Annotated in this window: 20 protein-coding genes; 13 read left to right on the top strand and 7 right to left on the bottom strand. The window is 74.3% G+C overall.

Annotated elements, in window-relative coordinates; genetic code table 11:
* The first annotated feature begins 95 nt into the window (after positions 1-95).
* From OIE49_RS07375 to fxsA, 4 genes are all read left to right on the top strand, one after another.
* On the top strand, positions 96-536 hold the full coding sequence (locus OIE49_RS07375; protein WP_100567930.1) for an Lrp/AsnC family transcriptional regulator: 441 nt from the start codon (positions 96-98) through the stop codon (positions 534-536).
* A gap of 89 nt (positions 537-625) precedes the next feature.
* Positions 626-2,230, top strand: coding sequence for an amidohydrolase (locus OIE49_RS07370; protein WP_326801629.1), 1,605 nt, complete (start codon positions 626-628; stop codon positions 2,228-2,230).
* A 546-nt stretch (positions 2,231-2,776) separates the two neighbouring features.
* Positions 2,777-3,577: a polyprenol monophosphomannose synthase gene (locus OIE49_RS07365; RefSeq protein ID WP_199836563.1), complete on the top strand. Its 801-nt coding sequence runs from the start codon at positions 2,777-2,779 to the stop codon at positions 3,575-3,577.
* Positions 3,578-3,662: 85 nt separating this feature from the next.
* Positions 3,663-4,217, top strand: a complete 555-nt coding sequence (fxsA, locus tag OIE49_RS07360; RefSeq protein WP_326801627.1) for an FxsA family membrane protein — start codon at positions 3,663-3,665, stop codon at positions 4,215-4,217.
* 152 nt (positions 4,218-4,369) lie between these two features.
* Here fxsA and OIE49_RS07355 read toward each other — a convergent pair whose 3' ends face one another.
* The 4 genes from OIE49_RS07355 to yczE form a co-directional block, all read right to left on the bottom strand.
* Positions 4,370-4,744, bottom strand: coding sequence for an RNA polymerase-binding protein RbpA (locus OIE49_RS07355; RefSeq protein WP_003977404.1), 375 nt, complete (start codon positions 4,742-4,744; stop codon positions 4,370-4,372).
* A 279-nt stretch (positions 4,745-5,023) separates the two neighbouring features.
* Positions 5,024-6,373, bottom strand: coding sequence for an MFS transporter (locus OIE49_RS07350; protein ID WP_326801626.1), 1,350 nt, complete (start codon positions 6,371-6,373; stop codon positions 5,024-5,026).
* 73 nt (positions 6,374-6,446) lie between these two features.
* Complete coding sequence (locus tag OIE49_RS07345; protein ID WP_326801625.1) at positions 6,447-7,214, bottom strand: glycerophosphodiester phosphodiesterase; 768 nt, start codon at positions 7,212-7,214, stop codon at positions 6,447-6,449.
* A gap of 17 nt (positions 7,215-7,231) precedes the next feature.
* On the bottom strand, positions 7,232-7,861 hold the full coding sequence (gene yczE / locus OIE49_RS07340) for a membrane protein YczE (protein ID WP_326801624.1): 630 nt from the start codon (positions 7,859-7,861) through the stop codon (positions 7,232-7,234).
* A 100-nt stretch (positions 7,862-7,961) separates the two neighbouring features.
* Here yczE and OIE49_RS07335 point away from each other — a divergent pair, with 100 nt between their 5' ends.
* The gene (locus tag OIE49_RS07335; protein WP_326801623.1) at positions 7,962-9,461 is read left to right on the top strand and encodes an SCO1417 family MocR-like transcription factor; all 1,500 of its coding nucleotides are present in this window, start codon (positions 7,962-7,964) and stop codon (positions 9,459-9,461) included.
* A 37-nt stretch (positions 9,462-9,498) separates the two neighbouring features.
* Here the strand turns inward: OIE49_RS07335 and OIE49_RS07330 are convergent, their stop codons facing one another.
* Complete coding sequence (locus tag OIE49_RS07330; RefSeq protein ID WP_326801622.1) at positions 9,499-11,076, bottom strand: hypothetical protein; 1,578 nt, start codon at positions 11,074-11,076, stop codon at positions 9,499-9,501.
* Positions 11,077-11,116: 40 nt separating this feature from the next.
* On the bottom strand, positions 11,117-11,311 hold the full coding sequence (locus tag OIE49_RS07325; protein WP_100567939.1) for a hypothetical protein: 195 nt from the start codon (positions 11,309-11,311) through the stop codon (positions 11,117-11,119).
* A 312-nt stretch (positions 11,312-11,623) separates the two neighbouring features.
* Between OIE49_RS07325 and OIE49_RS07320 the strand changes: the two genes are divergently transcribed.
* From OIE49_RS07320 to OIE49_RS07285, 8 genes are all read left to right on the top strand, one after another.
* The gene (locus OIE49_RS07320; protein ID WP_326801621.1) at positions 11,624-12,016 is read left to right on the top strand and encodes an ankyrin repeat domain-containing protein; all 393 of its coding nucleotides are present in this window, start codon (positions 11,624-11,626) and stop codon (positions 12,014-12,016) included.
* 324 nt (positions 12,017-12,340) lie between these two features.
* On the top strand, positions 12,341-13,759 hold the full coding sequence (locus OIE49_RS07315; protein WP_326801620.1) for a HEAT repeat domain-containing protein: 1,419 nt from the start codon (positions 12,341-12,343) through the stop codon (positions 13,757-13,759).
* A 139-nt stretch (positions 13,760-13,898) separates the two neighbouring features.
* Positions 13,899-15,026, top strand: coding sequence for a glycosyltransferase family 4 protein (locus tag OIE49_RS07310; RefSeq protein ID WP_326801619.1), 1,128 nt, complete (start codon positions 13,899-13,901; stop codon positions 15,024-15,026).
* Positions 15,023-16,186: a glycosyltransferase gene (locus OIE49_RS07305; protein WP_326801618.1), complete on the top strand. Its 1,164-nt coding sequence runs from the start codon at positions 15,023-15,025 to the stop codon at positions 16,184-16,186. The genes OIE49_RS07310 and OIE49_RS07305 overlap by 4 nt, the downstream gene beginning before the upstream one ends.
* Positions 16,183-17,043 carry an SGNH/GDSL hydrolase family protein gene (locus OIE49_RS07300; protein ID WP_326801617.1) on the top strand — a complete coding sequence of 287 codons (861 nt, stop codon included), beginning with the start codon at positions 16,183-16,185 and terminating at the stop codon, positions 17,041-17,043. Before OIE49_RS07305 ends, OIE49_RS07300 begins: the two co-directional genes overlap by 4 nt.
* A gap of 292 nt (positions 17,044-17,335) precedes the next feature.
* A complete protein-coding gene (locus tag OIE49_RS07295; RefSeq protein WP_326801616.1) occupies positions 17,336-18,862 on the top strand; it encodes a hypothetical protein in 1,527 nt (508 codons plus the stop codon).
* A gap of 52 nt (positions 18,863-18,914) precedes the next feature.
* Complete coding sequence (locus OIE49_RS07290) at positions 18,915-19,793, top strand: hypothetical protein (RefSeq protein ID WP_326801615.1); 879 nt, start codon at positions 18,915-18,917, stop codon at positions 19,791-19,793.
* An 86-nt stretch (positions 19,794-19,879) separates the two neighbouring features.
* Positions 19,880-24,583: a hypothetical protein gene (locus tag OIE49_RS07285; protein WP_326801614.1), complete on the top strand. Its 4,704-nt coding sequence runs from the start codon at positions 19,880-19,882 to the stop codon at positions 24,581-24,583.
* Between the two features lie 173 nt (positions 24,584-24,756).
* Here the strand turns inward: OIE49_RS07285 and OIE49_RS07280 are convergent, their stop codons facing one another.
* Positions 24,757-25,218: a hypothetical protein gene (locus OIE49_RS07280; RefSeq protein WP_326801613.1), complete on the bottom strand. Its 462-nt coding sequence runs from the start codon at positions 25,216-25,218 to the stop codon at positions 24,757-24,759.
* Positions 25,219-25,251 lie beyond the last annotated feature (33 nt).

The raw sequence follows: 25,251 nt of genomic DNA, 5'->3' as shown, positions 1-25,251 counted from the left end.
CAGGTGCCCGCCGTGGTGTGTTTGTCCGCCGACGGGACACGACCCGGGCCGCTGGGCTGTCCCGGGAGATCAGACGCCCTGTAGGTTCTTGCGCCATGGAGGAGCTGGACCGACAGATCGTGCAGCTGCTCGTCAAGGACGGGCGGATGAGCTACACCGACCTGGGCAAGGCCACCGGCCTGTCCACGTCGGCCGTGCACCAGCGGGTGCGACGGCTGGAGCAGCGCGGTGTCATCCGCGGCTACGCCGCGGTCGTCGACGCCGAGGCCGTGGGGCTGCCCATGACCGCCTTCATCTCGGTCAAACCCTTCGACCCCAGCGCCCCCGACGACATCGCCGACCGCCTGGCCGGTGTCCCCGAGATCGAGGCCTGCCACAGCGTCGCCGGAGACGAGAACTACATCCTCAAGGTGCGCGTCTCCACCCCGCACGAGCTGGAGGAACTGCTCGCCCGCGTGCGCACGTTGGCGGGCGTCTCGACCCGCACGACGGTGGTCCTCTCCACCCCGTACGAAGCCCGCCCGCCCCGCGTCTGACCCCGCCCGGAGGGCCTGCGGCGGAGCTCCGGGGCGTGCCGGGGCGACCTGCGTGCCGGCGGGTTCGGGGGAGGCGGGAGACTGGGGGCATGAGTGAGCGTGCTGCCGAGGTCCGGACCGTCCTGCTGCGCCGGGGGGAGATCCACAGTCCCGCCGACCCGTTCGCGACCGCCATGGTCGTGGAGGCCGGCCAGGTGGCCTGGGTCGGCTCGGAGGGGGCGGCGGACGCGTTCGCCGACGGCGTCGACGAGGTGGTCGACCTGGACGGCGCCCTCGTCACCCCGGCGTTCACCGACGCCCATGTGCACACCACCGCGACCGGCCTCGCCCTCACCGGTCTGGACCTGTCCGACGCGCCCTCCCTGGAGGCGGCGCTCGCCCGGGTACGGGACTTCGCAGCCGCCCGCCCGGACGACCGCGTCCTGCTCGGCCACGGATGGGACGCGGCCCGCTGGCCCGGCGGACGCCCCCCGGCGCGTGCCGAACTCGACGAGGCCACCGGTGGCCGGCCGCTCTACCTGAGCCGTATCGACGTGCACTCCGCGGTCGTCACCACGGCGCTGCTCGACCTCGTACCGGAGGTCCAGGGGCCCGTGGACGGCCCGCTGACCGCCGACGCCCACCACGCCGTGCGGGCCGCCGCGTTCGCCGCGGTCACCCCCGCCCAGCGCGCCGAGGCGCAGCGGGCCGCGCTCGCCCGCGCCACCTCCCTGGGCATCGGTTCGGTGCACGAGTGCGGCGGCCCGCGCATCTCCTCCGAGGACGACTTCGCAGGGCTGCTGCGGCTCGCCGCCGAGGAGCCGGGTCCCCGGGTCGTCGGCTACTGGGCGGAGGAGGACGTCGACAAGGCGCGCCGGCTGGGTGCCCACGGCGCCGCCGGCGACCTTTTCGTGGACGGCTCCATCGGCTCGCACACCGCCTGCCTGCACGCGCCGTACACGGACGCCGCCCACACCGGCACCGCCTACCTGGACACGGCCGCCGTCGCCGCCCACGTCGCCGCCTGCACCGAGGCGGGCCTCCAGGCGGGCTTCCACGCCATCGGCGACGCCGCCGTCACCGCGGTCGTCGACGGTGTGCGCGCCGCCGTCGAGAAGGTGGGCCTGGCCCGTGTGCGTGCCGCCCGGCACCGCGTCGAGCACGCCGAGATGCTCACCCCGGAGACCGTCGCAGCCTTCGCCGAACTCGGCCTCACCGCGTCCGTGCAGCCCGTCTTCGACGCCCTGTGGGGCGGCGAGGAGGGCATGTACGCCAGGCGCCTGGGCATCGAGCGGGCCCGGACGCTGAACCCCTTCGCGGCCCTGCTGCGCGCCGGCGTCCCCCTCGCCTTCGGCTCCGACAGCCCCGTCACACCGCTGGACCCGTGGGGCACGGTCCGGGCGGCGGCCTTCCACCGCACGCCCGAGCACCGCGTCTCCGTCCGCGCGGCGTTCACCGCGCACACCCGCGGCGGCTGGCGCGCGGTCGGTCGGGACGACGCGGGCATCCTGGTGCCCGGCGCCCCCGCCGACTACGCCGTCTGGAGCACCGGCGAACTCGTCGTCCAGGCCCCCGACGACCGGGTCGCGCGCTGGTCGACCGACCCGCGCTCGGGCACGCCCGGGCTGCCCGACCTCACTCCGGGGCGTGACCTGCCCGTCTGCCTGCGGACCGTGGTGGGCGGACGGACGGTGTTCGTACGGCCGGGCGAGTGATCTCCCGTGGGCGCACCGTGCCGCCCCGCGCCCGCCGCTCGGTCGCGCGACCTGCGCATCCTCCGCACCGGCCCGGTGGCCATGGGCGTTTGTACAGGTCAAGGCACTGGTTGACAGGCGACGGCAGCGGGCCGGTAGGTTCTGCCGGGTCCACCACCGGACGCCCGGCCGGGGAACTTCCGTACCCGCGTCACGGCGCCGCTGGGTCAGGGACGGTGTGCCGCACCGGGTCACCGTCGCTGGGAGCCAGGCTCAGCGCCCGCGTCCGCGAGGGAACGTTCCGGACGGTCGGCAAGGTGTGACCCGGGTGGGGCCCGGGCGCTCAGTAGACAACGGCTTTCGGTCGATCCGCAGCCAGCGGGTCCCAGGTCGGCCCGAAGAGCGCCGGGCCCCCATCCGCCGCACGGACGGATCCATGGCACGATCGAGGCGGGCGCTCTTACCCCCCTCTTGCCGAATCGACACCCCCGTACGCCTGCGATGTCACGTCCTCGCAGGCCGGGGACACTATGGTGGTCCCCTGCGTACGGACATGAAGGGGCAGCAGTGAACGACGGCGACGGCAACCCCGCGACCGGCTCCCGGGACAGGCGACTCGGCCCTCTCGGCACGGCCTTGGTGATCATTCCGACCTACAACGAGGCGGAGAACATCAAGACGATCGTGAGCCGGGTGCGCTCGTCCGTCCCCGAGGCGCACGTCCTCGTGGCCGACGACAACAGCCCCGACGGCACGGGCAAGCTCGCGGACGAACTGGCGGCCGAGGACGGGCACGTGCACGTGCTGCACCGCAAGGGCAAGGAGGGCCTCGGCGCCGCCTACCTCGCGGGGTTCCGCTGGGGCCTGGAGCACGACTACGGCGTCCTGATCGAGATGGACGCCGACGGCTCCCACCAGCCCGAGGAACTGCCCCGGCTGCTGACCGCCCTCAAGGGCGCCGACCTGGTCCTCGGATCCCGCTGGGTGCCGGGCGGACGCGTGGTGAACTGGCCGAAGTCCCGCGAGTTCATCTCCCGTGGCGGCAGCACCTACTCGCGCCTCGCCCTCGACCTGCCCCTGCGGGACATCACCGGCGGCTACCGCGCCTTCCGCCGGGAGACACTGGAGGGCCTGGGCCTGGACGAGGTCGCCTCGCAGGGCTACTGCTTCCAGGTCGACCTGGCCCGCCGCGCCGTGAAGGCGGGATACCACGTCGTCGAGGTTCCCATCACCTTCGTCGAGCGCGAGCACGGCGACTCCAAGATGAGCCGGGACATCCTCGTCGAGGCCCTGTGGCGGGTCACCGCGTGGGGCGTGGGGGAGCGGGTGACCAAGATCACCGGCCGTGGCGGCAAGCCTCAGGCATAGGGTCCTTCATCCGGATCCGGCCCGATCCGGACGAGAGGCACCGGCCCTTATCCGGCATTGAGCAGCCGCCAGGCACACTGGGAGCATGACGACTGGCGCTCCGACCTCTTCGTACTCCGCCCGGCCCCGGCGTTCCGGGCCCCGCCGGTATCTGCCGCTGGGCCTCGCGGTGTGGATCGTGCTGGAGATCTGGCTGCTGACGGTGGTCGGCGGAGCGGCGGGCGGGTTCACGGTCTTCGCGCTGCTGGTCGCCGGCGTCGTTCTCGGCGCGGTGGTGATCAAACGTGCGGGCCGCCGTGCCTTCCAGAACCTCAACGAGGCACTCCAGCAGGGCGGCGCCCCCTCCGCGCGCCGTGGTGGCAACGGCCTGATGATGCTGGGCGGCCTGCTGCTGATGATTCCCGGTGTGATCTCGGACGTGGTGGGCCTGCTCCTGCTGCTTCCGCCGGTCCAGCAGGCCGTGAGCCGCTACGCCGGGCGGACCGTCGACCGCAGGCTGCGCGAGGCCGGCCCCGGCACGTTCGGCGACGCGTTCCAGCAGGTCCGCATCCACCGCCCCGACGGCAAGGTGGTCCAGGGCGAGGTGATCCGGGACGAGCCGGACGCCCCGGACGAGCAGCGCCCGCCGCTGACCCGGTGACACCGGGGGGGCACCCCGGAACCCGGACACCGGGAGGACACCCGGAACCCGGAAGAAGACATGGCAGCGGGCGCCGTACAGGAATGTACGGCGCCCGCTGCCATGTGCATGCGTCGGCGTGCGCTGCGAATCGGCCCGGCCCCCGGCGGGGACTACGCGCTCTTGCGGCTGTCCCGGGGATGGACGGCGATGTTCATCGCGCCGGACCGCAGAACGGCGAGACGCTCCTCGAGGACCTCTTCGAGTTCCTCGCGGGTGCGCCGCTCCATCAGCATGTCCCAGTGCGTACGCGCCGGCTTCGCCTTCTTCTCCTCCGGCCCGTCGCCATCCACCAGGAGTGCCTGGGCCCCGCAGACCTTGCACTCCCACTCCGGCGGGATCTCCGCCTCGACCGAGAAGGGCATCTCGAAACGATGCCCCTTCTCGCATGCGTACTCCACGGCCTGGCGCGGAGCCAGGTCGATACCGCGGTCGGTCTCGTAGCTGGTCACCACGAGGCGCGTGCCGCGAAGAGCTCGCTCACTCATGAATCGTGCCTCCCGGGCTTGTCGCCCACAGGACAGGTGTCGCTGTCGTCGTCATCCGGTCAACGTCCGGTCGGCGGTAAAGATTCCCGTTCCGATGTCCCGTTCCGGGTCATGCGTCGCCGTCGTAGCCGCAGCCTTGTCAACCAGTGCAGTACCCACCGGCGCCCGGTTTGTCACATCTGTAAGTAGATGTCACCCAGCGTTTCGGCATCTTTGACACGCAGTAACGGTACGCCTGGCAGGCCAAACGCGTACACTACCGCCCTTTCGCCCCGAGCGCTAAATCCGCTCGGGAACCGGATTGCCCGCGTCGCTGATCGCGCGGCGCACCGGGACCCGGGCGAGCAGCACGAACCCGATCGCGAAGAACGCCACCAGCGAGATGATCGCGTCCCGGTAGCTGCCGGTGAGCTGGTAGGTGATCCCGAACAGCAGCGGTCCCAGCCAGCTCATGCCCCGGTCGCTCATCTCGTACGCCGAGAAGTACTCGGCCTCCTTGCCGGGCGGGACCAGATGCGAGAACAGCGACCGGGACAGCGCCTGGCTGCCGCCGAGGACCAGCCCGATCCCGGCGGCCAGCACGAAGAACCACATCGGCGCCCCGGCCGGCAGGAAGTACCCGGCCGCCAGGATGACCGCCCACGCGGCCAGCGAGCCGAGGATCGTGCGCTTGGCCCCGTACCCGCGGGCCAGCCGTCCCATGCCGAGCGCGCCCGCCACCGCCAGCACCTGCACCATCAGCACCGCCGTGATGAGCGTCGACTGGCTCAGGCCCAGTTCACGGGAGCCGTACACCGACGCCTGCGAGATCACCGTCTGGATGCCGTCGTTGTAGACGAGGTAGGCGAGCAGGAAGGACAGGGTGAGCGGTTTGCCCCGCATGTCCTTTACGGTGGCGGCGAGTTGGCGCCAGCCGTGGACCCGTGCCGCGGCGGGGGCGGTGCGGCGGTCGCGCAGCCGCTTCAGCGGGACGAGCGTGAAGACACCCCACCACAGACCGGCCGAGGCGAGGCAGATGCGCACGGCCATGGACTCGGAGACGCCGAAGGAGTCGTGGGCGGTGAACAGGACGAGGTTCGCCACCAGCATCAGTGAGCCGGCCGCGTAGCCGAAGGCCCAGCCGCGTGAGGAGACCGCGTCGCGCTCCTCGGGCGGGGCGATCTGCGGCAGGTAGGAGTTGTAGAGGACCATCGAGACGGCCACCGACGCGTTGGCGACGACCAGCAGCAGACCGCCCAGCAGATAGCGGTGGCCGTCCAGGAAGAACAGGCCCGTGGTGGCGCCGGCGCCCACATAGGCGGCGGCCGCGAGGAGCGGCTTCTTGCGGCCGGTGCGGTCGGCCGCCGCGCCGGCCATCGGCATCAGCGCGATCGCCACGATCACGGACGCCGAGACGCAGTACGCGAAGAACGACCCGGCCCGCACCGGGATGCCCAGCGGGTGCACGAACCCGTCCGGGTCCGCCGCCGACTCGGCCACCGCCGTGAGATAGGGGCCGAGGAACACGGTGAGCACGCTCGTCGAGTAGACGGAGCACGCCCAGTCGTAGAAGTACCATCCGTGCTGCTCGCGGCGCCGGTCGGCTGCCTCGTCGCCGGTCTGCCCCGCCCGCACGGTGTCACTGCCCACCCCGCGCCCTCGCTTCCCCGCTGGTTCCCCTGTTGCCGACGGTCCGCGAAGACGGACGGAGGTGTTCCGGGCCTCAGGCCCAGACACCCCGCTCCTCCATGACCTTGCGCAACGTGTCGATGTGATCGGTCATGATGCCATCGACACCGAGGTCCAGGAGCCGGTGCATCAGCGCGGGTTCGTTGATCGTCCACACGTGCACGTGCAGCCCGCGTGCGTGGGCGGTGCGGACGAACCGCCGGTCGACCACCGGGACGCCGTACTGGGACACGGGCACCTGCGCGGCCACCGCGGACCGGCGCGGCACCGCCGGCAGGCCCCAGGAGCGCAGCCGCAGGGCCAGCACCCCGCGGGTGCCGTACGAGGTGGCGAGGCGCGGCCCGGCCAGCCGCTGCGCCCGGACCACGCGGGCCTCGGAGAACGAGCCGACGCAGACGCGGTCCCAGGCGTTCGTCCGCTCGATCAGGTCCAGCAGGGGGCGCAGGGCGGGCTCGGCCTTGACGTCGACGTTCCAGCGGACCTCGGGGAAGGCCTCCAGGAGATCCTCGAAGAGCGGCACCGGCTCCCGGCCCGCCACGCGCGCCTGCCGCACGTCGTCCCACGGCAGGTCGGCGATGCGGCCCGCGCCGTCGGTCACCCGGTCCAGGGTCGCGTCGTGGAAGGCGGCGAGCCGGCCGTCCGCCGTGGCGTGGACGTCGGTCTCCATGTAGCGGTAGCCCAGTCCGGCCGCGCGCCGGAACTGCGCCATGGTGTTCTCCAGCCCGTCGGCCGCCCCGCCGCGGTGCGCGAACGGGATGGGTCCCGGATGGTCGAGGTAGGCGTGGCGTACGGGCGTGGTCACGGACGCAGTATGGCTCGTCAGGGTGTCCCGGCGGCAACGGCGTTGTCTCCGGCCGGCGCCGGAAGGGCGAACAGCCGCAGGAAGAACTGGGCCAGCGGCCCGATGGAGATCGCGTACAGCACCGTGCCGACGCCGATCGTGCCGCCGAGCGTGAAGCCGGTGACCACGACCGCCACCTCCACGGCCGTCCGCATCAGGCGGATCGAGCGGCCGGTGCGCTGGTGCAGTCCCGTCATCAGCCCGTCGCGGGGACCGGCCCCGAAGCGGGCGGAGATGTAGAGGCCGGTGGCCACTCCGTTGAGCACGATGCCCGCCACGAGCACCGGAACCTGGACGGCAAGGGTGCGGGCGTCGGGCAGCAGGGCGAGGGTGCCGTCCATGGCGAGGCCGACGACGAAGACGTTGGAGACCGTGCCGAGGCCGGGGCGCTGGCGCAGCGGGACCCACAGGAGCAGCACGACCGCGCCGACGATGATCGCGACCGTGCCGATCGTCAGGCCGGTCAGTTCGGACAGGCCCTGGTGCAGCACGTTCCACGGTTCCAGACCCAGGCCCGCCCGGACGAGGAGTGCGGAGCTCGCGCCGTACAGCACGAGGCCGGCGTAGAGCTGGATCAGTCGACGCCCAAGGCGGGCGGGTGCGGACAAAACGTTCCCCCTGGTGGTGGAAGTGGCCTGGTGGATGACACTCTGTGGCGGGGGGAGATGTTCCATCCATGGCCAATTCGAGGAAGGTGGACTGGTCGTCATGGCGCAGTGGACTTCGGCGGTGGGAGCCGCGCAGCTCGCTCGGCTGCTCAAGTCCCAGCAAGAACGCCCGGCGGGCCCGGGTTCACGCCGCCCGCCCGCCTACCGCGCGCTCGCCGACGGCATCCGGCTGCTGGTGCTCGAAGGGCGGGTTCCTGTGGCCGCCCGGCTGCCCGCCGAGCGCGAACTCGCCCTGTCCCTCTCTGTCAGCCGCACCACGGTCGCCGCCGCGTACGAGGCCCTGCGCACCGAGGGCTTCCTGGAGTCCCGGCGCGGCGCGGGCAGCTGGACCGCCGTGCCGGCCGGGAATCCGCTGCCCGCGCGGGGACTGGAGCCCCTGCCGCCTGAGGCACTGGGCTCGGTGATCGACCTGGGCACCGCGGCGCTGCCGGCCCCGGAGCCGTGGCTCACCCGCGCCGTGCAGGGCGCGCTGGAGGAACTGCCGCCGTACGCCCACACCCACGGGGACTATCCGGCCGGGCTGCCCGCTCTGCGGTCGATGATCGCGGAGCGGTACACGGCGCGCGGGATCCCCACCATGCCCGAGCAGATCATGGTGACGACCGGTGCCATGGGCGCCATCGACGCCATCTGCCACCTCTTCGGGGGCCGCGGCGAGCGCATCGCCGTCGAGTCGCCGTCCTACGCCAACATCCTCCAGCTCATGCGGGAGGCGGGCGCCCGCCTCGTGCCCGTCGCCATGGCCGAGGGGCTCACCGGGTGGGACCTGGACCGCTGGCGCCAGGTGCTGAGGGAGGCCGCGCCCCGGATCGCCTACGTCGTCGCCGACTTCCACAACCCGACCGGCGCGCTCGCCGACGAGGAGCAGCGGCGCCGGCTGGTGGAGGCGGCCCGCTCGGCGGGGACGGTGCTCGTCGTCGACGAGACGATGAGCGAGCTGCACCTGGATCCGGGGCTGGAGATGCCGCGGCGGGTGTGCGCCTTCGACCCGGCCGGATCCACGGTGATCACCGTCGGCTCGGCCAGCAAGGCCTTCTGGGCCGGGATGCGCATCGGCTGGGTGCGGGCGGCCCCCGACGTGATCCGCAGCCTGATCGCCGCGCGGGCCTACGCCGACCTGGGCACCCCCGTGCTGGAGCAACTGGCCGTGAACTGGCTGTTCAGCACCGGGGGATGGGAGGAGGCCTTGGAGGTCCGGCGGGGCCAGGCACGCGACAACCGGGACGCGCTGGTGGCGGCGGTCCGGCGCGAGCTGCCCGACTGGGAGTTCGAGGTGCCCGGCGGCGGGCTCACGCTGTGGGTGCGCACCGGCGGCCTCTCGGGCTCCCGCGTCGCCGAGGCGGGCGAGCGGGTGGGCGTCCGTGTCCCCTCCGGCCCGCGCTTCGGCGTCGACGGGGCCTTCGAGGGCTATGTCCGGCTGCCGTTCACGGTCGCGGGAGCGGTGGCGGAGGAGGCGGCGGCACGCCTCGCGGCGGCGGCCCGGCTGGTGGAGGCGGGAACCTCCGGAGGGAGCGAGTCCCCTCGCACGTTCGTCGCCTGAGCGTGCGGCTCCTCGGGGCCCGTGAGGGCCCGGGCCCTCACGAGGGCTCCGCGACCGCTTCCGTCACGGCCTCCAGGGGCTCCGGCACCCGCTCCCCGTCGGCCGGTGTGGTCTTCGGCGGCAGGAGGTCGAGCACGGCCTGCCGATGGGTGACGCTCGTCGCGTCGTCGTAGGGGTCGGGCGTGGCAGGCACCTGGAGCCGGTGGACCGGCTTCGTCCCCAGCCGGGCGTACCCGCGTCCCGCCGGGACGACGGGCGGAGGTGTCGTGTGCGGCGGCGCCCCCAGCACCGCCTTGAGCTGTTCCGCCGTCGCCGGCCCGAGCACGACACGCGCGCGCGTGTGCTGCCGTACCGCGTCGCTCAGCGCCTCCGCGCAGTCGAACTGCTCGGCCAGGACCACCGCCACGCCGACCGCGCGTCCGTGCCGCAGCGGCACCTGGAGCAGCGCCTGCGGATCCTTGCGGCCGTCCGCGGCGGCCAGGTGCGTGAACGCGGTGGGCCGGTCGAGCAGCAGCCACAGCGGCCGCCTGGTGTCCTCCGGCGGCGGATGGCCCGCCTGCCGCGCGCGGTTGACGGCGATCAGCCGGCGCTCGGTCTCGGTGGCCGCCCACTCCAGGCTCGCCAGCACCCCGGCCAGCCCGCACTCGACCGCGAGCACCCCGTCCCGGCCGGTCAGGCAGGCGAACTCGCCGGTGGCGCCGCCGTCCACGATCAGTACGTCGCCGTGCTGGAGGGCCTGGAGCGCGATGGAACGCAGCAGCGTCGAGGTGCCGCTGCCCGCCTGGCCCAGGGCCAGCAGGTGCGGCTCGGTGGAGCGCAGGCCGGTGCGCCACACGACCGGCGGCACGTCGCGCTGCTCCTCGCCGTAGCCGAGGGGGAGCGTGCGCTGGACCTCGGTGGGGTCGGTGAAGCCGAGTACGGTCTCGCCCGGCGCCGTGACGAAGCGCTGCGCGGCGATGTCCGTGGGCAGCGGGGCGAGCGCGGTGAAGGTGAGCTGGTTGCCCTCCTCGTCCCAGGAGAAGAGGTACTCGCGGCCGCGGCCGGCCTTGACGGTGAGCAGGTGTTCGATCCGCGCGCGGGACTCGGCCTCGCCGTCGGTGAAGTACGCGGGGTACCGGATCGCCAGGTGGCGCACGCGCCCCGAGTCGTCGAACTCGAAGACGGGGAACGCCCTCTCCCACGCGCCGCCGTGCGCGTACAGCGGTGCCGGGTCCTCGGTGGCCGAGAAGTAGGGAACCAGGGCCTCGTACAGGGAGGTCAGTCGCTGGACGCGCGATTCGTCCGGGCCCTCGGGCTTCGGCGGGGTGCGGTCGCGGCCGTGCCAGGCCGCTGCCGCCATGAGCACGATGGCGGCGAGCAGCGGGCCGTACGGCACCAGCGCCACGACCAGGAACAGCGACGCCACGAGGAACATCAGCGGGCCGCGCCGGTCCTTCGGTGTGTCCGACCACTTGCGCCGTCCGGCCGAGGCCAGCCGGCGCAGACCACGCGTGATGGTGATCAGCGGGTGGAGGACGTCGGTGGCGCTGTCCGCCGCCGTCCGTGCCAGCTCCCGGCTCCGGGTGAGCTGCGCGCTGCCTGTGCTCAGAATGCGGGGGAGGGGGCGCCGGGCCACTGCTGCCTCCTGGAGGTGCGTACGGGAGGGACGGACGTCGTCAGAACCTCATGCCGCCCAGAAGGCTCGCCAGACTCTCGCCGCCGGCCTTGATGCTCGGGGCGATGGCCGTGCTCGAGAGGTAGAAGCCGAACATGGCGGACACGCACGCGTGCGACGGCTTCAGTCCGTCCTTGCGGAAGAAGACGACAGTGACGATGCCGAACAGGATCACGCCTGAGACGGAGAGGATCATGGGAGGTCTCCTGGTGTCGAGTGGGGACAGTCACCCTAGGTTCTTCCAGCATCACAGCATGTATCCATATGACAAAAGGTGCAAATGGGTGAATTTAGTTCGATTTCCTTCGACTGGCGGAGTCCCCTGGGGTACCTGAGCGGCACTGCGGCGTCCGACCGTGTCCGTGGTGATCATTACCTCGGGCACCCCCCGGTCATGTGGCGCACAAGCCAGTACGCTGGCGATTCACCCGTACGGCCGACCAGCGCGGACCGCCGTACGCTTGCTCCCCGCAGTACCGAACGTTCGCAGTGAGAGGCGGTCCGGCCGATGAGTGAAGCCCCCGACCCCGAGGTCGTGGAGCTGGCGACCAAGATCTTCGATCTGGCCCGGCAGGGGCGGACCGAGGCCCTCGTGGCGTACGTCGACGCGGGCGTCCCGGCCGACCTCACCAACGACCGCGGCGACTCCCTGGTGATGCTCGCCGCCTACCACGGCCACGCGGCCGCCGTCCGCGCGCTGCTGGCCAGGGGCGCCGACGCCGACCGCGTCAACGACCGGGGCCAGACCCCGCTCGCAGGGGCGGTCTTCAAGGGCGAGCAGGAAGTGATCAAGGCCCTCCTGGAGGGCGGCGCGGACCCGTCCGCCGGCACCCCCTCGGCCGTCGACACGGCCCGGATGTTCGGCAGGGCGGAGCTGCTGGAGATGTTCGGCGAGAGCTGATCCCCGGGCCGCGAGCAGTTCGCTTCGGCCCTCCTGACCAGGAACGACACGAACAACGGGGGAGGCGGTACGGGGCCGCCGGAAATTTCGGTCGCGGCAGCGCGGGCGCCGGGTCATCATGACGTCGTGGTTCACGGACGCGATGGCTGGGCAGGTGTTGCCGCACCGCGTGGGCCGTGATCCGGCCCGCATGGGCCACCGACGAGAGGCAGAGGAAGATGGTCTACAGCAAGCAGCGGACGGTGGGCGCCCCGACGTGTTGTCGCGCGGCCAGGTAGTGCGAGATCCCCGGTTGCGTCGACGCTTGATGTGAGGCTGTTTCCCATGTTCGATCCGGTCATAGCGCCCAGCGGTACGCTGCTCGGCCTGCTTCAGCGGGGCCGCGGCGACGGCACGCTGCACGCGCTCACCGCCCCCCGCGCCGAGGCGCTGGCGGCACTGAACCACTGCGTGCTGGGCGACCCCCGCCACGACTGGCAGGTGGAGAACCGCTCCCTCTACTACGCCCGGCTCTTCCTCGACCTCGACGGCGAACTGGACCGGATCGAGGAGCACCTCTTCGACCCCGAGGACGCCCTCGACACCGACGAGTCACGCACCGGACTCGCCCTCGCCGTGCTCGGGCACCTCGCCTCCTACGGCAGGCGCGACGCGCTCGCCCTGCTGCGCCGGTACGCCGCCACGGGCGCCAACTGGGCCTGGGCCCTGGACGAACTGGCACTCAGGGACGACGACGCGGGGCTGCGTGCCCTCGCCGCGCCGGTCCTCGCGCGCTTCTCCACCGACGCCGAGGGCGAGGCCGAGCTGGCCGCCGCGGTGCGTGACGCCTTCGAGCCCCGGCCGTGGCGGCTGTGGGCCGACGACCCGCGCGAGTCGGTCGCCACGCGCGTGCGTGCCGCGCACGAGACAGGTTCCTTCGACCTCTGGCAGCGGCAGATGCGTCCCGCCGGACCCCGGCCCGGGTGGAGCGTGCAGGCGGTGTTCGACTGGGCCCAGCAGGGCGCCGAACGCGGCGCGGCCCGCCATGTCCCGGCCGCCCGCTGCCTCACCGCCGTCGCGGGACCCGAGGACCGGCCCGAGATCCTGCGCGCCGCCCGGGCTGGCACCGACGCGGCCCGCTGTACCGCCCTGCGCTACCTCGCCGACGGCGACGACCCCGAGGCCCCGGACCTCATCGAGTCCGCGGTGTCCGACGGCTCGGCCACCGTGGTGGTGGCCGCCGTCGACGCCTTCGAACGCATGCGCGGCGCCGCCGCCGTCGACCGGGCGCGCGGCTGGGCCCATCGCCCCGACCCGCTCGGCGCCGCCGCCGGACGTGTGCTCGCCTGCCGCGGCACGGTCCGGGACCGCGACCTCGTCCTCGCCGCCCTGCGGGAGGCGGTCCGGGGCGAAGGCCCCGACGCGCCCACCCTGTGGACCCTGGTCGACGGCGCCGGACGGCTCGGCATCACCTGCGCCGCGCCCGTCCTGCGCCACATCTACCGCGAGACCGCCTCCTCCCAGCTGCGCGGCCGCGCCGCCCGCGCCCTCGCCGCCACCGACCCCTCCTTCCCCGCCGGATTCGCCGTCGAGTGCCTGTGGGACTGCGAGGAGACCACCCGCGAGATCGCCGCCCGGCACGCCGAGACCGGCGACACACGCGTCGTCGAGCGACTGCGCAGGCTCGCCGCCGACCCGGCCGAGGAGGACGAGGTCCAGACCGCCGTACGCAGCCGGATCGGACCGGACGCGCCCGCCGCGTGAACCCCCGGTGACCCGGGAGCCAGGAGCGCGTGGCCGGGGGCGGTCCCACAGGGCCGCACAGCCCAACGCTCATGGGACGTTCCACGCCAGGAAAGATCCACGTTGACGCGGGCACGTCCGGCACGGCGACAACACCGGTATGCGTGTCGTCATCGTGACCGAATCCTTTCCCCCCGATGTGAACGGCGTGGCCCACTGCGCGCTCCAGACCGCCCGGCACCTCGTCGATCGCGGTCACGCCCCCCTCGTCGTGGCTCCCGCGACCGCCGCCTCGACCGGGCCCGACGCCCTCGCGCCGTGCCCCGTCGTCCGCGTCCCCTCCCTCCCGCTCCCGGGCTACCCCCAGGTCCGCGTCGCCCTGCCCAGTCGGCGCGTCGCGGCGGCGCTCACCGAGCACCGCGCCGACCTCGTCCACCTGGCCGGCCCCTTCGTCCTCGGCGTCCGCGGCATGGCCGCCGCCGCCCGGCTCGGCATCCCCGCCGTCGCCGTCTACCAGACCGACCTCGCCGGCTACGCCCGCACCTACATGGGCGCCGGCGAGGCGGCCGCCTGGCGGCGCATCCGTTCCGTCCACGCCGCCGCCGACCTCACACTCGCACCCTCCAGCGCCGCCCTGCAGGACCTGGAGGCACACGGCGTGCCCCGGGTCAGGCTGTGGGGCCGTGGGGTGGACACCGTCCGCTTCCGTCCCCAGCACCGCGACGAGGCGCTGCGCCGTGAACTCGCCCCGAACGGTGAGCTGATCGTCGGCTACGTCGGCCGGCTCGCCGCCGAGAAGCAGGTGGAACTGCTCGCCGGGGTCTGCGGGATGAACGGCGTACGGGTCGTCGTGGTGGGCGACGGGCCCAGCCGGCCCCAGCTCACCGAGGCCCTGCCGGGCGCCGTCTTCCTGGGCCGCCGCACCGGCGACGACCTCGCGCGGGTCTTCGCCTCGCTGGACCTCTTCGTGCACACCGGGCCCTTCGAGACGTTCTGCCAGACCGTTCAGGAGGCCATGGCCTCCGGGGTGCCCGTCGTCGCACCCGCCGCGGGCGGCCCGCTCGACCTGGTCGACCACGGGCGCACCGGGTTCCTGGTACCGCCGCGCGACGCGGCCGCCGTACGCGACGCCGTGTGGGCGCTGGCCGCCGACCCGGCGCTGCGGGCATCGCTCGCCGCGGCCGGCCGCACCGCGGTCGAGGGGCGCACGTGGGCGGCGATCGGCGACCAGCTCATCAACCACTACGAGGACGTGCTCGCTTCCCGGCGGACGGCGGTGGCGGCATGAGCACCGCTCCGCTCACCCTCGTGCGGCTCGCGAACTTCGTCGCCCCCGCCTCCGGCGGACTGCGCACCGCCCTGCGCGAACTCGGCAAGGGCTACAAGGCGGCCGGCCACGAACCGGTGCTGATCGTCCCCGGCGACCGCCACACCGACCAGGAGACCGAGCAGGGCCGGGTGATCACCCTGCCCGGGCCGTTGCTGCCCGGCACCGGCGGCTACCGCGTCCTCACAAACAGGCGGCTGGTCGCCTCCCTCCTGGAGGAGCTCGCACCGGACCGCCTCGAGGTGTCCGACCGCACGACGCTGCGGTGGACCGGCCAGTGGGCCAGGCGCGCCCGGGTCCCGGCCGTGATGGTCTCCCACGAGACCGCCGACGGTGTGCTGCGCACCTGGGGCGTGCCGCAGGCCCTGTCCCTGCGGGCCGCCGACGCCCTCAACCTCCGTACCGCGCACACCTACGCGCGCGTGGTGTGCACCACCGAGTTCGCCGAGCGCGAGTTCGTGCGCGTCGGCGCGCGCAACGTCGTACGCGCGCCCCTGGGCGTCGACCTGGTGGAGCGGCACCCCGCACTGCGGGACGCGGCACAGCGCGCCCGGCACGCGCGCGACGACGAGACGCTGCTGGTGATGTGCTCCCGGCTGTCCGTGGAGAAGCGGCCCGGCAACGCCCTGGACGCGCTGGAGGTGCTCCTGCGGCGCGGACGGCGGGCGGTACTGGTGGTGGCCGGTGACGGTCCGCTGCGGGCGCGCCTGGAGCAGCGGGCCCGCGAGCGGGCGCTGCCGGTCACGTTCCTCGGGCACGTCCGCGACCGCGGCGGGCTCGCAGCGCTCCAGGCCTGCGCCGACGTCTGCCTGGCACCCGGGCCGGCCGAGACCTTCGGGCTCGCCGCGCTGGAGGCGATGGCCTGCGGCACCCCCGTGGTGGCCAGCGCGTCCTCCGCGCTGCCCGAGGTGATCGGCTCGGCCGGCGACAGCGCGGCCGACCACGGCGAGGCCTTCGCCGACGCCGTGGAGGGCCTGCTGGCGCGCCCGGAGCGGGAGCGGCGCGAGGCCGCACGCGCGCGTGCGGAGTGCTTCGGGTGGACGGCCTCCGTGGATGCGTTCCTCGCCGCGCACGACGTCCCGGCACCCGCACGGCGCCCGCAGTCGGAGGGCGTGGCATGAGACCGGTGCGCTTCGTCGCCCTCGGCGACTCGCTCACCGAGGGCGTCGGCGATCCCACGGGCGACGGATGGCGCGGCTGGGCGGCCCTGCTCGCCGGCGGCCTCGCCGAGCGGTCCGCGGCCGTGGAGTTCACCAACCTCGCGGTCAGCGGGGCGCAGACCCGTGACGTGCTGGAGCGGCAGACCCCGGCCGGGCTCGACCTGCGCCCGGACGTCGTGTCGGTCGTCGTCGGCGTCAACGACACACTGCGCCGCACCTTCGACATCCACGCCGTGGCCGCCCGCCTCGACCAGGTCTACGCGGCCTTCACGCGCCGGGGCGCGGTCCTGCTGACGGCCTGTCTGCCCGACCCCGGCGCGATGCTCGGCCTGCCCGGCGCGCTGGCCCGCCCGCTGGCCCGGCGGCAGCGTGCGGTCAACACGGTGGTGCACGCCCTGTCGGAGCGGTACGGGGCCGTGCACCTGCACGCCGACGCGGGCCGGTGGCTGACCGACCGTGCGATGTGGAGCGCGGACCGGCTGCACCCGGGGGAGCGCGGGCACCGCCAACTCGCCGTCCGCTTCCACGCGTTGCTCGCGGAGACGGGCATGGCGAACGGCCCCGCCCCCTCGCCCGAGCCGGAGTGCCCCGCGCCCACCAGGTCGGCGAGCCTGTGGTGGCTGGCCACGGCGGGCACCGGCTGGGTGGCCCGCCGCTGCACCGACCTGCTGCCCCAGCTCCTCACCCTGGCCGCCGACGAACTCCGCCACCGGGCCCGCGGCACCAGCACCCGCCTCGACCTGCGGTCGTCGGCATCGGTGTCGGCGGCGCTGGCGGCGCTGGCGGTACCGGAGCGGCCCGAGCCTGAACCCGCTTGAGCCGGACCGGGAGTCGTGCCGGGGCACACGCGCGGGCCGGGCCGGGTGTCGTGCGTCACGGCTCATGCCTCGACCCCGCGCGGACGAGCCGGTGTTCCGGTGGACGCCGCGCCGCCCTCGCCCGCCTCGTCGCGGGTGACCCGACGCGGCCGACGGCAGCCGACGGGCCGTGCCCCAGCCGCGACCGGGCCGGTCCTCCGGGCCCGCCCGAGAGCGGGCGCGAAGACGCACGGCGCCGGCCTCGTCCGCGCCGTTTGGATCCTTGTCGGACCAAGGACCTAATCTGTGCACCGTGACTTCGCCTGCATCGACGGACAGCGTTCCGCCCCAGCTCAGCGCGGGGCCGCGCCCCGCCCTGGGGCCGGCCGCCGACGAGGGGCTGGCGCGGCGGCTGCGCGCGCTCGCCTGCACCGCGCCGCTGCACGACCTGGACGCCCGCAAGGCCAATCTCGCCGGCGAGTACTCGGTGTACGGCATGGCGGAGGTCGCGCTCGCCGCCATCGACCTCGTCACCCTCAACATGGACTTCGACACCGGCGCCGACCACGACCAGGTCGTGGCCCGGCTCGTCCCGCGCGTCGCCGCACAGGCCCCGCGGCGCCCGGCAGGCGAGCACGAGCGGGTGGCCCGCTGGGTCCTGGAGAACCTGATCAACGTCGGCAGCGTCGACCGCGGCTTCCGCGCGGTGTACGGCACCTTCGGCCCGGACGGCACGTATGTGCGCCGCGACTACGACTTCAAGCTGGTCGAGGAGGTCCCCGGCCCCGGCGGCACCGTCTACCTGCGCACGACGGACGAAGCGGTCAACGTCCTCGTCGGCGCCCTCGACACGGACGTCACCAGCGCCCAGATCGCCGCCGAGGTCAAGCTGGAGGTGCTGATCAGCCGCGGCCGCCTCGCGGACGCACAGCTCGCCGCCGAACAGGCCCGCTACCGGACCGTGCAGTACGCGGAGACCCTGCGCAGGGCCCTCGAGGCGACCCGGCGCAACGTCCGCGCGGTGGACTGGCTCGGCGCGGTCCCCGACATGATCGCCGAGGCCCTGGACCACGTCGCCGACCGCTACCGCCACGAGAACGCGATCCTGACCAACATCCGCAAGGCGCGCGACGAGTCGGAGGAACCCGAGCACAAGCGCCGCGCCGCCGAACTGGTCGACATCGTCAAGGACTGCATCCGCAGACACACCCAGCTGCAGTCCCGGCTCCTCGACGCCGGCCCCCTGTTCCGCGCCGAGCAGGACCGGCAGGCCTTCGCCACCCCGCTGACAACCTCGGGTACCGACCTCTACGGCCATCTGCTCGCGCCCACCCTCCCGCTGCCGCTGGAGCAGGCGATCCGGGTCACGGACGCCTTCTTCGCGCGCGGGACCGGGCTGCGCACTCCGGTGTCCGTCCGCGTCGCCGACCTTGTGGACATCCTGCTGACGCCGCCCGTCGAGCGGGAGCACCTGGGCGCCGAGATGCCCGAACCCGACCTGATCGCCACCCCGGACGACAGCCGGTTCAGCGAGGAGCAGCTCGCGGCCGCCAGGGAACTCCTCGACCTGCCGGCCGACGCCCCCCGGCGGCTGTCGGGCCTGCTCGCCGAGGCCCGCGACAAGGACCCCGACCTGCCGTACCTGGTCGCCCTGCTGGCCGTCCACGCGGCCAGCCCCCCGGTCGGCACCGCCTACCGGCAGGGCGAGGAGAAGCTGCTGTTCGCCGTGGACGACGGGACCGAACTGGACGATCAGGAGTTCGGCGGCGCCGACCTCATCGTCGGCACGGCACTGCTGGACGCGGTGGGCATGGCGGCCGACCGGACGGAGGCGGCGTGAGCCCCGCCGGCAACCGTACGCACGAGCGACACCCCAGCAAGGAGCCCCAACCGTGACCGAGCACGTCGACCGGAGTGAGCCGGAAGCCGCAGACGCGCCCACGGCGGTCGCCGTCACACCCGCCGACGCCGCCGACGCGGCCCGGCTCGTCGCCTTCGGGCTCCAGCCCAAGCTGCAGCCCGCCCGCGACCAGGAGTACGCGGATCTGCTGCGCCGCCACCGCGAGGACCCGGCGTTCGCACGGCTCGCGGACGCCGTGGCCGCCGGACTCGGGCTGGTCGTCCTTGAAGTGTCCCCGCGCGCGGGGATGGCGGTCACCGCCGCCGAGGACTCGGTGTTCGCCGTCCGCATGAGCGACTACGCGCGCCGCACGGCCGCCGACTCCGGCGACCGCTTCCTGCACGGACTGGCCCACCTCGCGGTCGCCGCCCTGGCGTTCCCGCGCCCCGAGGACCTCGCCGACGACGGCTACATCGGGCGCGTCACCGTCAACGGCGTCGACGCCTTCGTCCGCCAGGCCTGCCGCCGCCTGGAGGAACGCGCCGAGCGGCAGGGCGAGAACACCGACCCGGCCACCGACGCGCCCGGCCTCGAGGCCGCCTGGCGGATCTGGGCCAGACGCAGCGCGACCGGCGCCACCAAGGACGCGCGCCGCCCGGCCGCCTCGACCACGGGCATCGTGGCCAAGGCCCTGGCGTTCCTGACCGACTCCGGGTTCCTCCAGCGCACCGGCGACGAGAGCGGCGGCACGTACCGCACGACGGCCCGCTACCAGCTCCAGGTGCGCGACATGGCGGGCAGCGCCGCCCTGGCCGAACTCCTCGAACTGGGCATCGTCCCGGTCACCGGCGGCACCCCGAGCCTGCTGCCCGCCGAGGACACCGACGACCTGGACCTGGTGGCCGACGCGGGGCTGCCGTTCCACTCCTGAGGTCCGAGGCCCCGCCGCCTCCCGCCACCCCCGTCCGCACGAAGCCCGCCACCCCCCCACTGCAAGAAGACTGACGAGAGTCCGCCATGTACGAGCTGTCCCGGGTCCGCCTCTACTCCATCGGGCCCGCCGGTGCGCGCTACGCCGACACCGTGCTTGACCTGCGGGGCGTGGGCGGGCCGGTGCCCGACCCCGCGCCCATCCAGGCGGAGTTCTTCGCGGAGGAGCCGGTCGGCCCGCCCCGCCGGCCCGCCCCCGCCGGTGTGCTCTTCCTGGAGAACGGCGGCGGCAAGTCCGTGCTGCTCAAGCTGATCTTCTCGGTGATGCTGCCCGGCCACCGCAACACCCTCGGCGGCGCCAGTTCCGGCGTGCTGCGCAAGTTCCTGCTCGCCGACGACTGCGGGCACGTGGCCCTTGAGTGGCAGCACGTGCAGACCGGCGAGTGCGTCGTCGTCGGCAAGGCCAGCGAGTGGCGCGGGCGCCAAGTCTCCAACGACCCGCGGAAGTTCGCCGAAGCCTGGTACTCCTTCCGGCCCGGGCCCGGCCTCACTCTGGACAACCTCCCGGTCGCCGAGGCCACATCCGTACGTCCGTTCGCCGACGGCCAGTCGGGCGCGCGGGGCCGCCGCCGCACCATGAAGGGCTTCCGGGACGCCATCACCGAGGCGGGGAAGACGTACCCGCACCTGGAGGTCCACTTCGAGGAGATCCACGAGCGCTGGACCGAACACCTGGGCGACCTCGGCCTCGACCCCGAACTCTTCCGCTACCAGCGGGAGATGAACGCCGACGAGGGCGAGGCGGCCGGCCTGTTCGCGGTGAAGAAGGACTCCGACTTCACCGACCTGCTGCTGCGCGCGGTCACCGACACCCGCGACACCGACGGGCTCGCCGACCTGGTCAGCGGGTTCGGCAACAAGCTGGGCCGGCGTGCCGAACTGATCGCCGAACGGGACTTCACCGCCGGCTCGGTCGACCTGCTCGGCCGGATCGTGGAGGCCGCCGAGGCCCGTGCGCGCGCGCGTGACATCCACACCACGGCCGAGCGGCGCACCCGCACGCTGGCACGGCGGCTGTCCGCCCGGGCGGTGCGGGAGCGGATCCGGGCCGCCGACCTCGCCCAGCGCGTCACCGCCGCCGCCTACGCCGTCACCCACTCCGAGGGAGGCCGCGAGCGCAGCTCCCTGATCGCCGCCGAACTCGCCTACCGGCACGCGTCGCTGGCCCTCGCCGCCGCCGAGAAGTCCGCGGCCGCGCAGAAGCGGGAACTCGCCGACGCGCGCACCCTGTACTCGGCGTGGCAGGCCGCCGAGGCCGTGCTGCGCCACCGCGCCGCCGCCGACCGCGTGGCCCGTGTCTCCGCCGCGATCCAGGAGGCCGAGCGGGACGCGGCCCCGGCCCTGGCCGCGCGCGCCAAGGCCGCCACCGACCTCGTACGGGCCCTGCACGCCGCCGCCGAGAGCGCCGAGACCCTCGCCAACGAGGGGGAGGAGCGGTCCGCACAGCTCCAGGACGTCAGCGAGTCCGCGTACCGGGACCAGACCGCCGCCGCGACCGAGGCGCAGCGCGCCCGCAGCGAGGCCGGGCATCTGCGCCAGCGCCTCGCCGAGGTCGAGCAGGAGACCGCCGAGGCCGTCCGCGCGGGCTGGCTGGACGACAGCGCCCCCGACGCCGACCCGGCCCGTGCGGCCCTGGCCGCCAGCGACGCGGAGAAGACCGCCGTCGCCGCCTGGGACCAGGCCCGTGAGGCCGCCCGGAAGACCACGGAACACGCGCGGGAGGCCGCTTCGGCCGAGTCCCGCGCGGAGCTCACCGCGGCCCGCGCGGCCGACGCGGCGACGGCGGCCCAGCGCGCTCACGAGACCGAACGCCGTATCGCCGAGGCGCTGGCGGCCGAGGGGCGGCTCGCGGAACTGCTGAGCCTGCCGAGCGCGACCGCGCGGGCAGCGGTACCGGCGCCCCGTACCGGACCGGACACCACGGGCGCCGCCGCCTCGGGCGCCGAGGCGGCCCACCGCACCGCGGAGGCGCAGGACGGCCCCGCGGGACAGGGGGCCGAGGTGACGGACCCGGCCGGGGCCGAGGGCACGCTCACCCCCGAGGACCTGGACCGCTTCGCCGACGAGCTGCGCGAACTGCTCGACGGCACCGTCTCCTCCGCCGAGCGGCACCTGTTCGAACTGCGGACCGCCGCCGCCGACGACTCCCGGATCCTCGGCGCGCTCGGCGACGGCGGGCTGCTGCCGCCCGGCCCGGACGTCCTGGCCACCGTGGAGTTCCTCGGCGAGCACGGCATCCCCGCGCTGCCCGGCTGGCGCTACCTCGCCCAGTCCGTCGACCCCGCCGACCACGCGCGCGTACTGGCCGCCCGGCCCGAGCTGGTCGACGGCGTGATCATCACCGACCCGGACACGCACGCGCGTGCCCGCGCGGCCCTCTCGGACGCGGCCCTGCTGCCCCGCTCCACCGTGGCCGTCGGCACCGCCGCCGCGCTGCTCGCCCCGACCCCGGCCGACGGCGCGCCCGAGGGCGACGTCTTCCTCGTCCCGCCGAACCCGGCCATGCACGACGAGTTCGCGGCCGACGAGGAACGGCAGGCGCTGCGCGTACGGGCCACCGAGCGGGACGAGGAGATCCGCCGGCTCGCCGCCCGGCTCGGCAAGGACAGGGAGCTGGCGGCGCGGCTCGCCTCCTGGCGCACCGGCTGCCCCGCCGGCCGGCTGCTGGAGCTGGCGCAGTCCGCCCAGGACACGCGTGTGTTCGCCGAGGAGGCCGAGGCCGAGCTGGCCGAGGCACGGAGCCTGCGCGCGGAGGCCGACGAGGCCGCCGCCGAGGTCGCCCAGGAGCGCGACGAACGGCAGGAGGCCGCCCAGAAGGCACGGCGCGCAGCCGACGCCCTCGCCGGACTCGCGTTCCGGCTGCGTGAGCGGGCCGGCTGGCAGGCCCGGCTGCGTGAACTCGCCGACGAGGTCGCCGAGTCCGAGGCCCGCGCCCAGGCATGCCTGGAACGCGCCCGCGCCGCCGACGAGGACCGGCGCGCCGCTCAGCGCGCCGCCGACGACACCCGCCGCACCGCACGGGCGCTGCGCGCCGAGCGCTCCGAGATCGCCGGTGCCCCCGACGACGTCCCGGAGAGCGACGCGGACGCGCCGAAGGTGTCCCTGCCCGCCCTGCGCGAGGCCTATCGAGCCGCCTCCCAGGTGTACGAGAAGGTCGGGGTGGGCGCGGACCTGCGGGCCGAGCAGGCCCGGGCGGAGAGCGACGAGAGCGCCGCCCGCGCCGAACTCGACCGGCTCAGCAACAAGGTCCGCACCCGCGCGGCACAACTCCTTGAGTCCTTCGAGGGCTCCGACGGGCCGTCCCGGCAGGCCGCCGCCGCCCGCGCCGAGGAGCTGGTGCAGCTCCTGGAGACCCGGATGTCCTCCGCGAGCGAACAGCTCGGCCGGCTGCGCGGCGAGGCCGAGCGGCACGCGCCCGAGGACGGCGAGGCGCACACCGGACTCCCCGACGAACTGCTCCCGCGCGACGCCGAGCACGCACAGGCACTGCTGCGCACCGCCACCGCCGAGCTCGCCTCCCGCACCGAGGCACTGGACCAGGCCCGCGAGGCGCACGCCGGACTGCTGGAGGCCCACCGCGCCGCCGAGGACGCGGCCGGAGGCTTCGACGAGATCGCCGCCATGCTGCGCGACCTGCTGCGCGAGCCGACGGGGGACGAGGAGCAGGAGGAACCCGAGCCGTACCCGGGCAGCCCGGAGGGAGCCCGGCAGGCGGCCGCCGAGGCCCGCAGGTCACTGCGCGGCTGCGCCGCCGACCTGTCCGCCGCGGAGTCCGCCGTCCGCGAGGCCGGCGACGTCCTGGTCCGGCACGCCAACTCCACCCGCTACGAGCAGGTGCGCACCCCCGCCCGGCAGCAGATCCGCGAACTGCCCGCCTCCGCCCTGCCCGAGCACGCCCAGAAGTGGGCCGAGGCCTTCGCGCCCCGCCTCCGTGTGCTCACCGACGAGCTGGCCCAGCTGGAACGCAACCGGGACTCGATCGTGGACCGGCTGCGCGGACTGGTCGAGTCGGCGCTCGCCACGCTCAGGTCGGCCCAGCGCCTGTCCCGCCTCCCGGAAGGGCTCGGCGAGTGGTCCGGGCAGGAGTTCCTGCGCATCCGCTTCGACGAGCCCGACCAGGCCACCCTCACCGAGCGGCTCGGCGAGGTCATCGACGAGGCGACCCGCGCCGCCGTGAAGAAGAACTCCGACCTGCGGCGCGACGGCATGTCCCTGCTGCTGCGCGGAGTCGGCGCGGCGCTCCAGCCCAAGGGCGTCGCCGTGGAGATCCTCAAGCCGGACGCCGTACTGCGCGCCGAGCGGGTCCCCGTCGGGCAGATGGGCGACGTGTTCTCCGGCGGCCAGCTGCTCACCGCGGCCATCGCCCTGTACTGCACGATGGCCGCCCTCAGGTCGAACGACCGAGGCCGCGACAAGCACCGCCACGCGGGCACGCTCTTCCTGGACAACCCGATCGGCCGCGCCAACGCCACCTACCTGCTGGAGCTCCAGCGGGCCGTCTCCGATGCCCTGGGTGTGCAGCTCCTTTACACCACCGGCCTGTTCGACACGACGGCACTCGCGGAGTTCCCCCTGGTCATCCGGCTGCGCAACGACGCCGACCTCAGGGCCGGGCTGAAGTACATCAGCGTGGAGGAGCACCTCAGGCCGGGGCTGCCGCAGCAGACTCCGGCGGGGGAGGCGGTGCACAGCGAGATCACGGCGACCCGCATGTTCAAGCGCCCGGCCTGAGGGCCCGGCAGGCCCGAACGGGCGGCCGGTGCGCTTGCCCGACTGGGCTGCTGAACTGGCCCGGCTCGAACCTGGCCGGTTCGTTTGCCTGACTCGACCGGGCCGCTGAACTGGCCCGGCTCGAACCGGGTCTGGCCATTCGACCGGCCGTCGCACGCCGACGGCCGGTCACCCTACGGATGCGACAGCCGCCCCGCGCCGCCCCGGCCGCGTATCCGCTTTTGCGCCCGCTCGGCGGCCCGCGCCTCCCGTCGTGCCTGGCGCCGCTCGCGCCGCCGGGCCCGCGCGGTGCTGCTCGGCACCGACACCACGCCGTCGCGCTGGTTCCACACCTGGCGGGTCACCCACACGTCGAGCGCCGCCCATGTGGCCACCACCGTGCCGGCCACGCTGCTCAGGACCATCGGGAACGCCAGCCAGGACCCGGACACGCTGAACAGGAACGCCACCACGGCCTGTATCAGCGTCACGGAGACGATCAGCACCGCCCGCACGGCGGCCGAACGCACCGGATCGGGCAGCCTGCGACGCCGCGCGGGCTCCTCGACCCACAACGGCTTGTAGGACGGCAGCCCCGTACGCCCGCCCGTGTGCGCCGAAGGCCCGTGCACCCGCGCTCGCTCCGCTGTCCCCATCACTGTGTCCCTCCCCACCGCCGGCAGACCACT

Source organism: Streptomyces sp. NBC_01788 (assembly GCF_035917575.1).
Taxonomy (GTDB): domain Bacteria; phylum Actinomycetota; class Actinomycetes; order Streptomycetales; family Streptomycetaceae; genus Streptomyces.
Note: the sequence above shows the minus strand (reverse complement) of the source record. Positions and strands in the feature narration are given on the sequence as shown.

What these genes read in the sequence shown, in the direction of transcription:
- OIE49_RS07375 (WP_100567930.1), top strand. Translation starts at nt 96, where the DNA reads ATGGAGGAGCTGGACCGACAGATCGTGCAGCTGCTCGTCAAGGACGGG.
- OIE49_RS07370 (WP_326801629.1), top strand. Translation starts at nt 626, where the DNA reads ATGAGTGAGCGTGCTGCCGAGGTCCGGACCGTCCTGCTGCGCCGGGGG.
- fxsA (WP_326801627.1), top strand. Translation starts at nt 3,663, where the DNA reads ATGACGACTGGCGCTCCGACCTCTTCGTACTCCGCCCGGCCCCGGCGT.
- OIE49_RS07355 (WP_003977404.1), bottom strand. Translation starts at nt 4,744, where the DNA reads ATGAGTGAGCGAGCTCTTCGCGGCACGCGCCTCGTGGTGACCAGCTAC.
- OIE49_RS07335 (WP_326801623.1), top strand. Translation starts at nt 7,962, where the DNA reads ATGGCGCAGTGGACTTCGGCGGTGGGAGCCGCGCAGCTCGCTCGGCTG.
- OIE49_RS07325 (WP_100567939.1), bottom strand. Translation starts at nt 11,311, where the DNA reads ATGATCCTCTCCGTCTCAGGCGTGATCCTGTTCGGCATCGTCACTGTC.
- OIE49_RS07320 (WP_326801621.1), top strand. Translation starts at nt 11,624, where the DNA reads ATGAGTGAAGCCCCCGACCCCGAGGTCGTGGAGCTGGCGACCAAGATC.
- OIE49_RS07315 (WP_326801620.1), top strand. Translation starts at nt 12,341, where the DNA reads ATGTTCGATCCGGTCATAGCGCCCAGCGGTACGCTGCTCGGCCTGCTT.
- OIE49_RS07310 (WP_326801619.1), top strand. Translation starts at nt 13,899, where the DNA reads ATGCGTGTCGTCATCGTGACCGAATCCTTTCCCCCCGATGTGAACGGC.
- OIE49_RS07305 (WP_326801618.1), top strand. Translation starts at nt 15,023, where the DNA reads ATGAGCACCGCTCCGCTCACCCTCGTGCGGCTCGCGAACTTCGTCGCC.
- OIE49_RS07300 (WP_326801617.1), top strand. Translation starts at nt 16,183, where the DNA reads ATGAGACCGGTGCGCTTCGTCGCCCTCGGCGACTCGCTCACCGAGGGC.
- OIE49_RS07285 (WP_326801614.1), top strand. Translation starts at nt 19,880, where the DNA reads ATGTACGAGCTGTCCCGGGTCCGCCTCTACTCCATCGGGCCCGCCGGT.
- OIE49_RS07280 (WP_326801613.1), bottom strand. Translation starts at nt 25,218, where the DNA reads ATGGGGACAGCGGAGCGAGCGCGGGTGCACGGGCCTTCGGCGCACACG.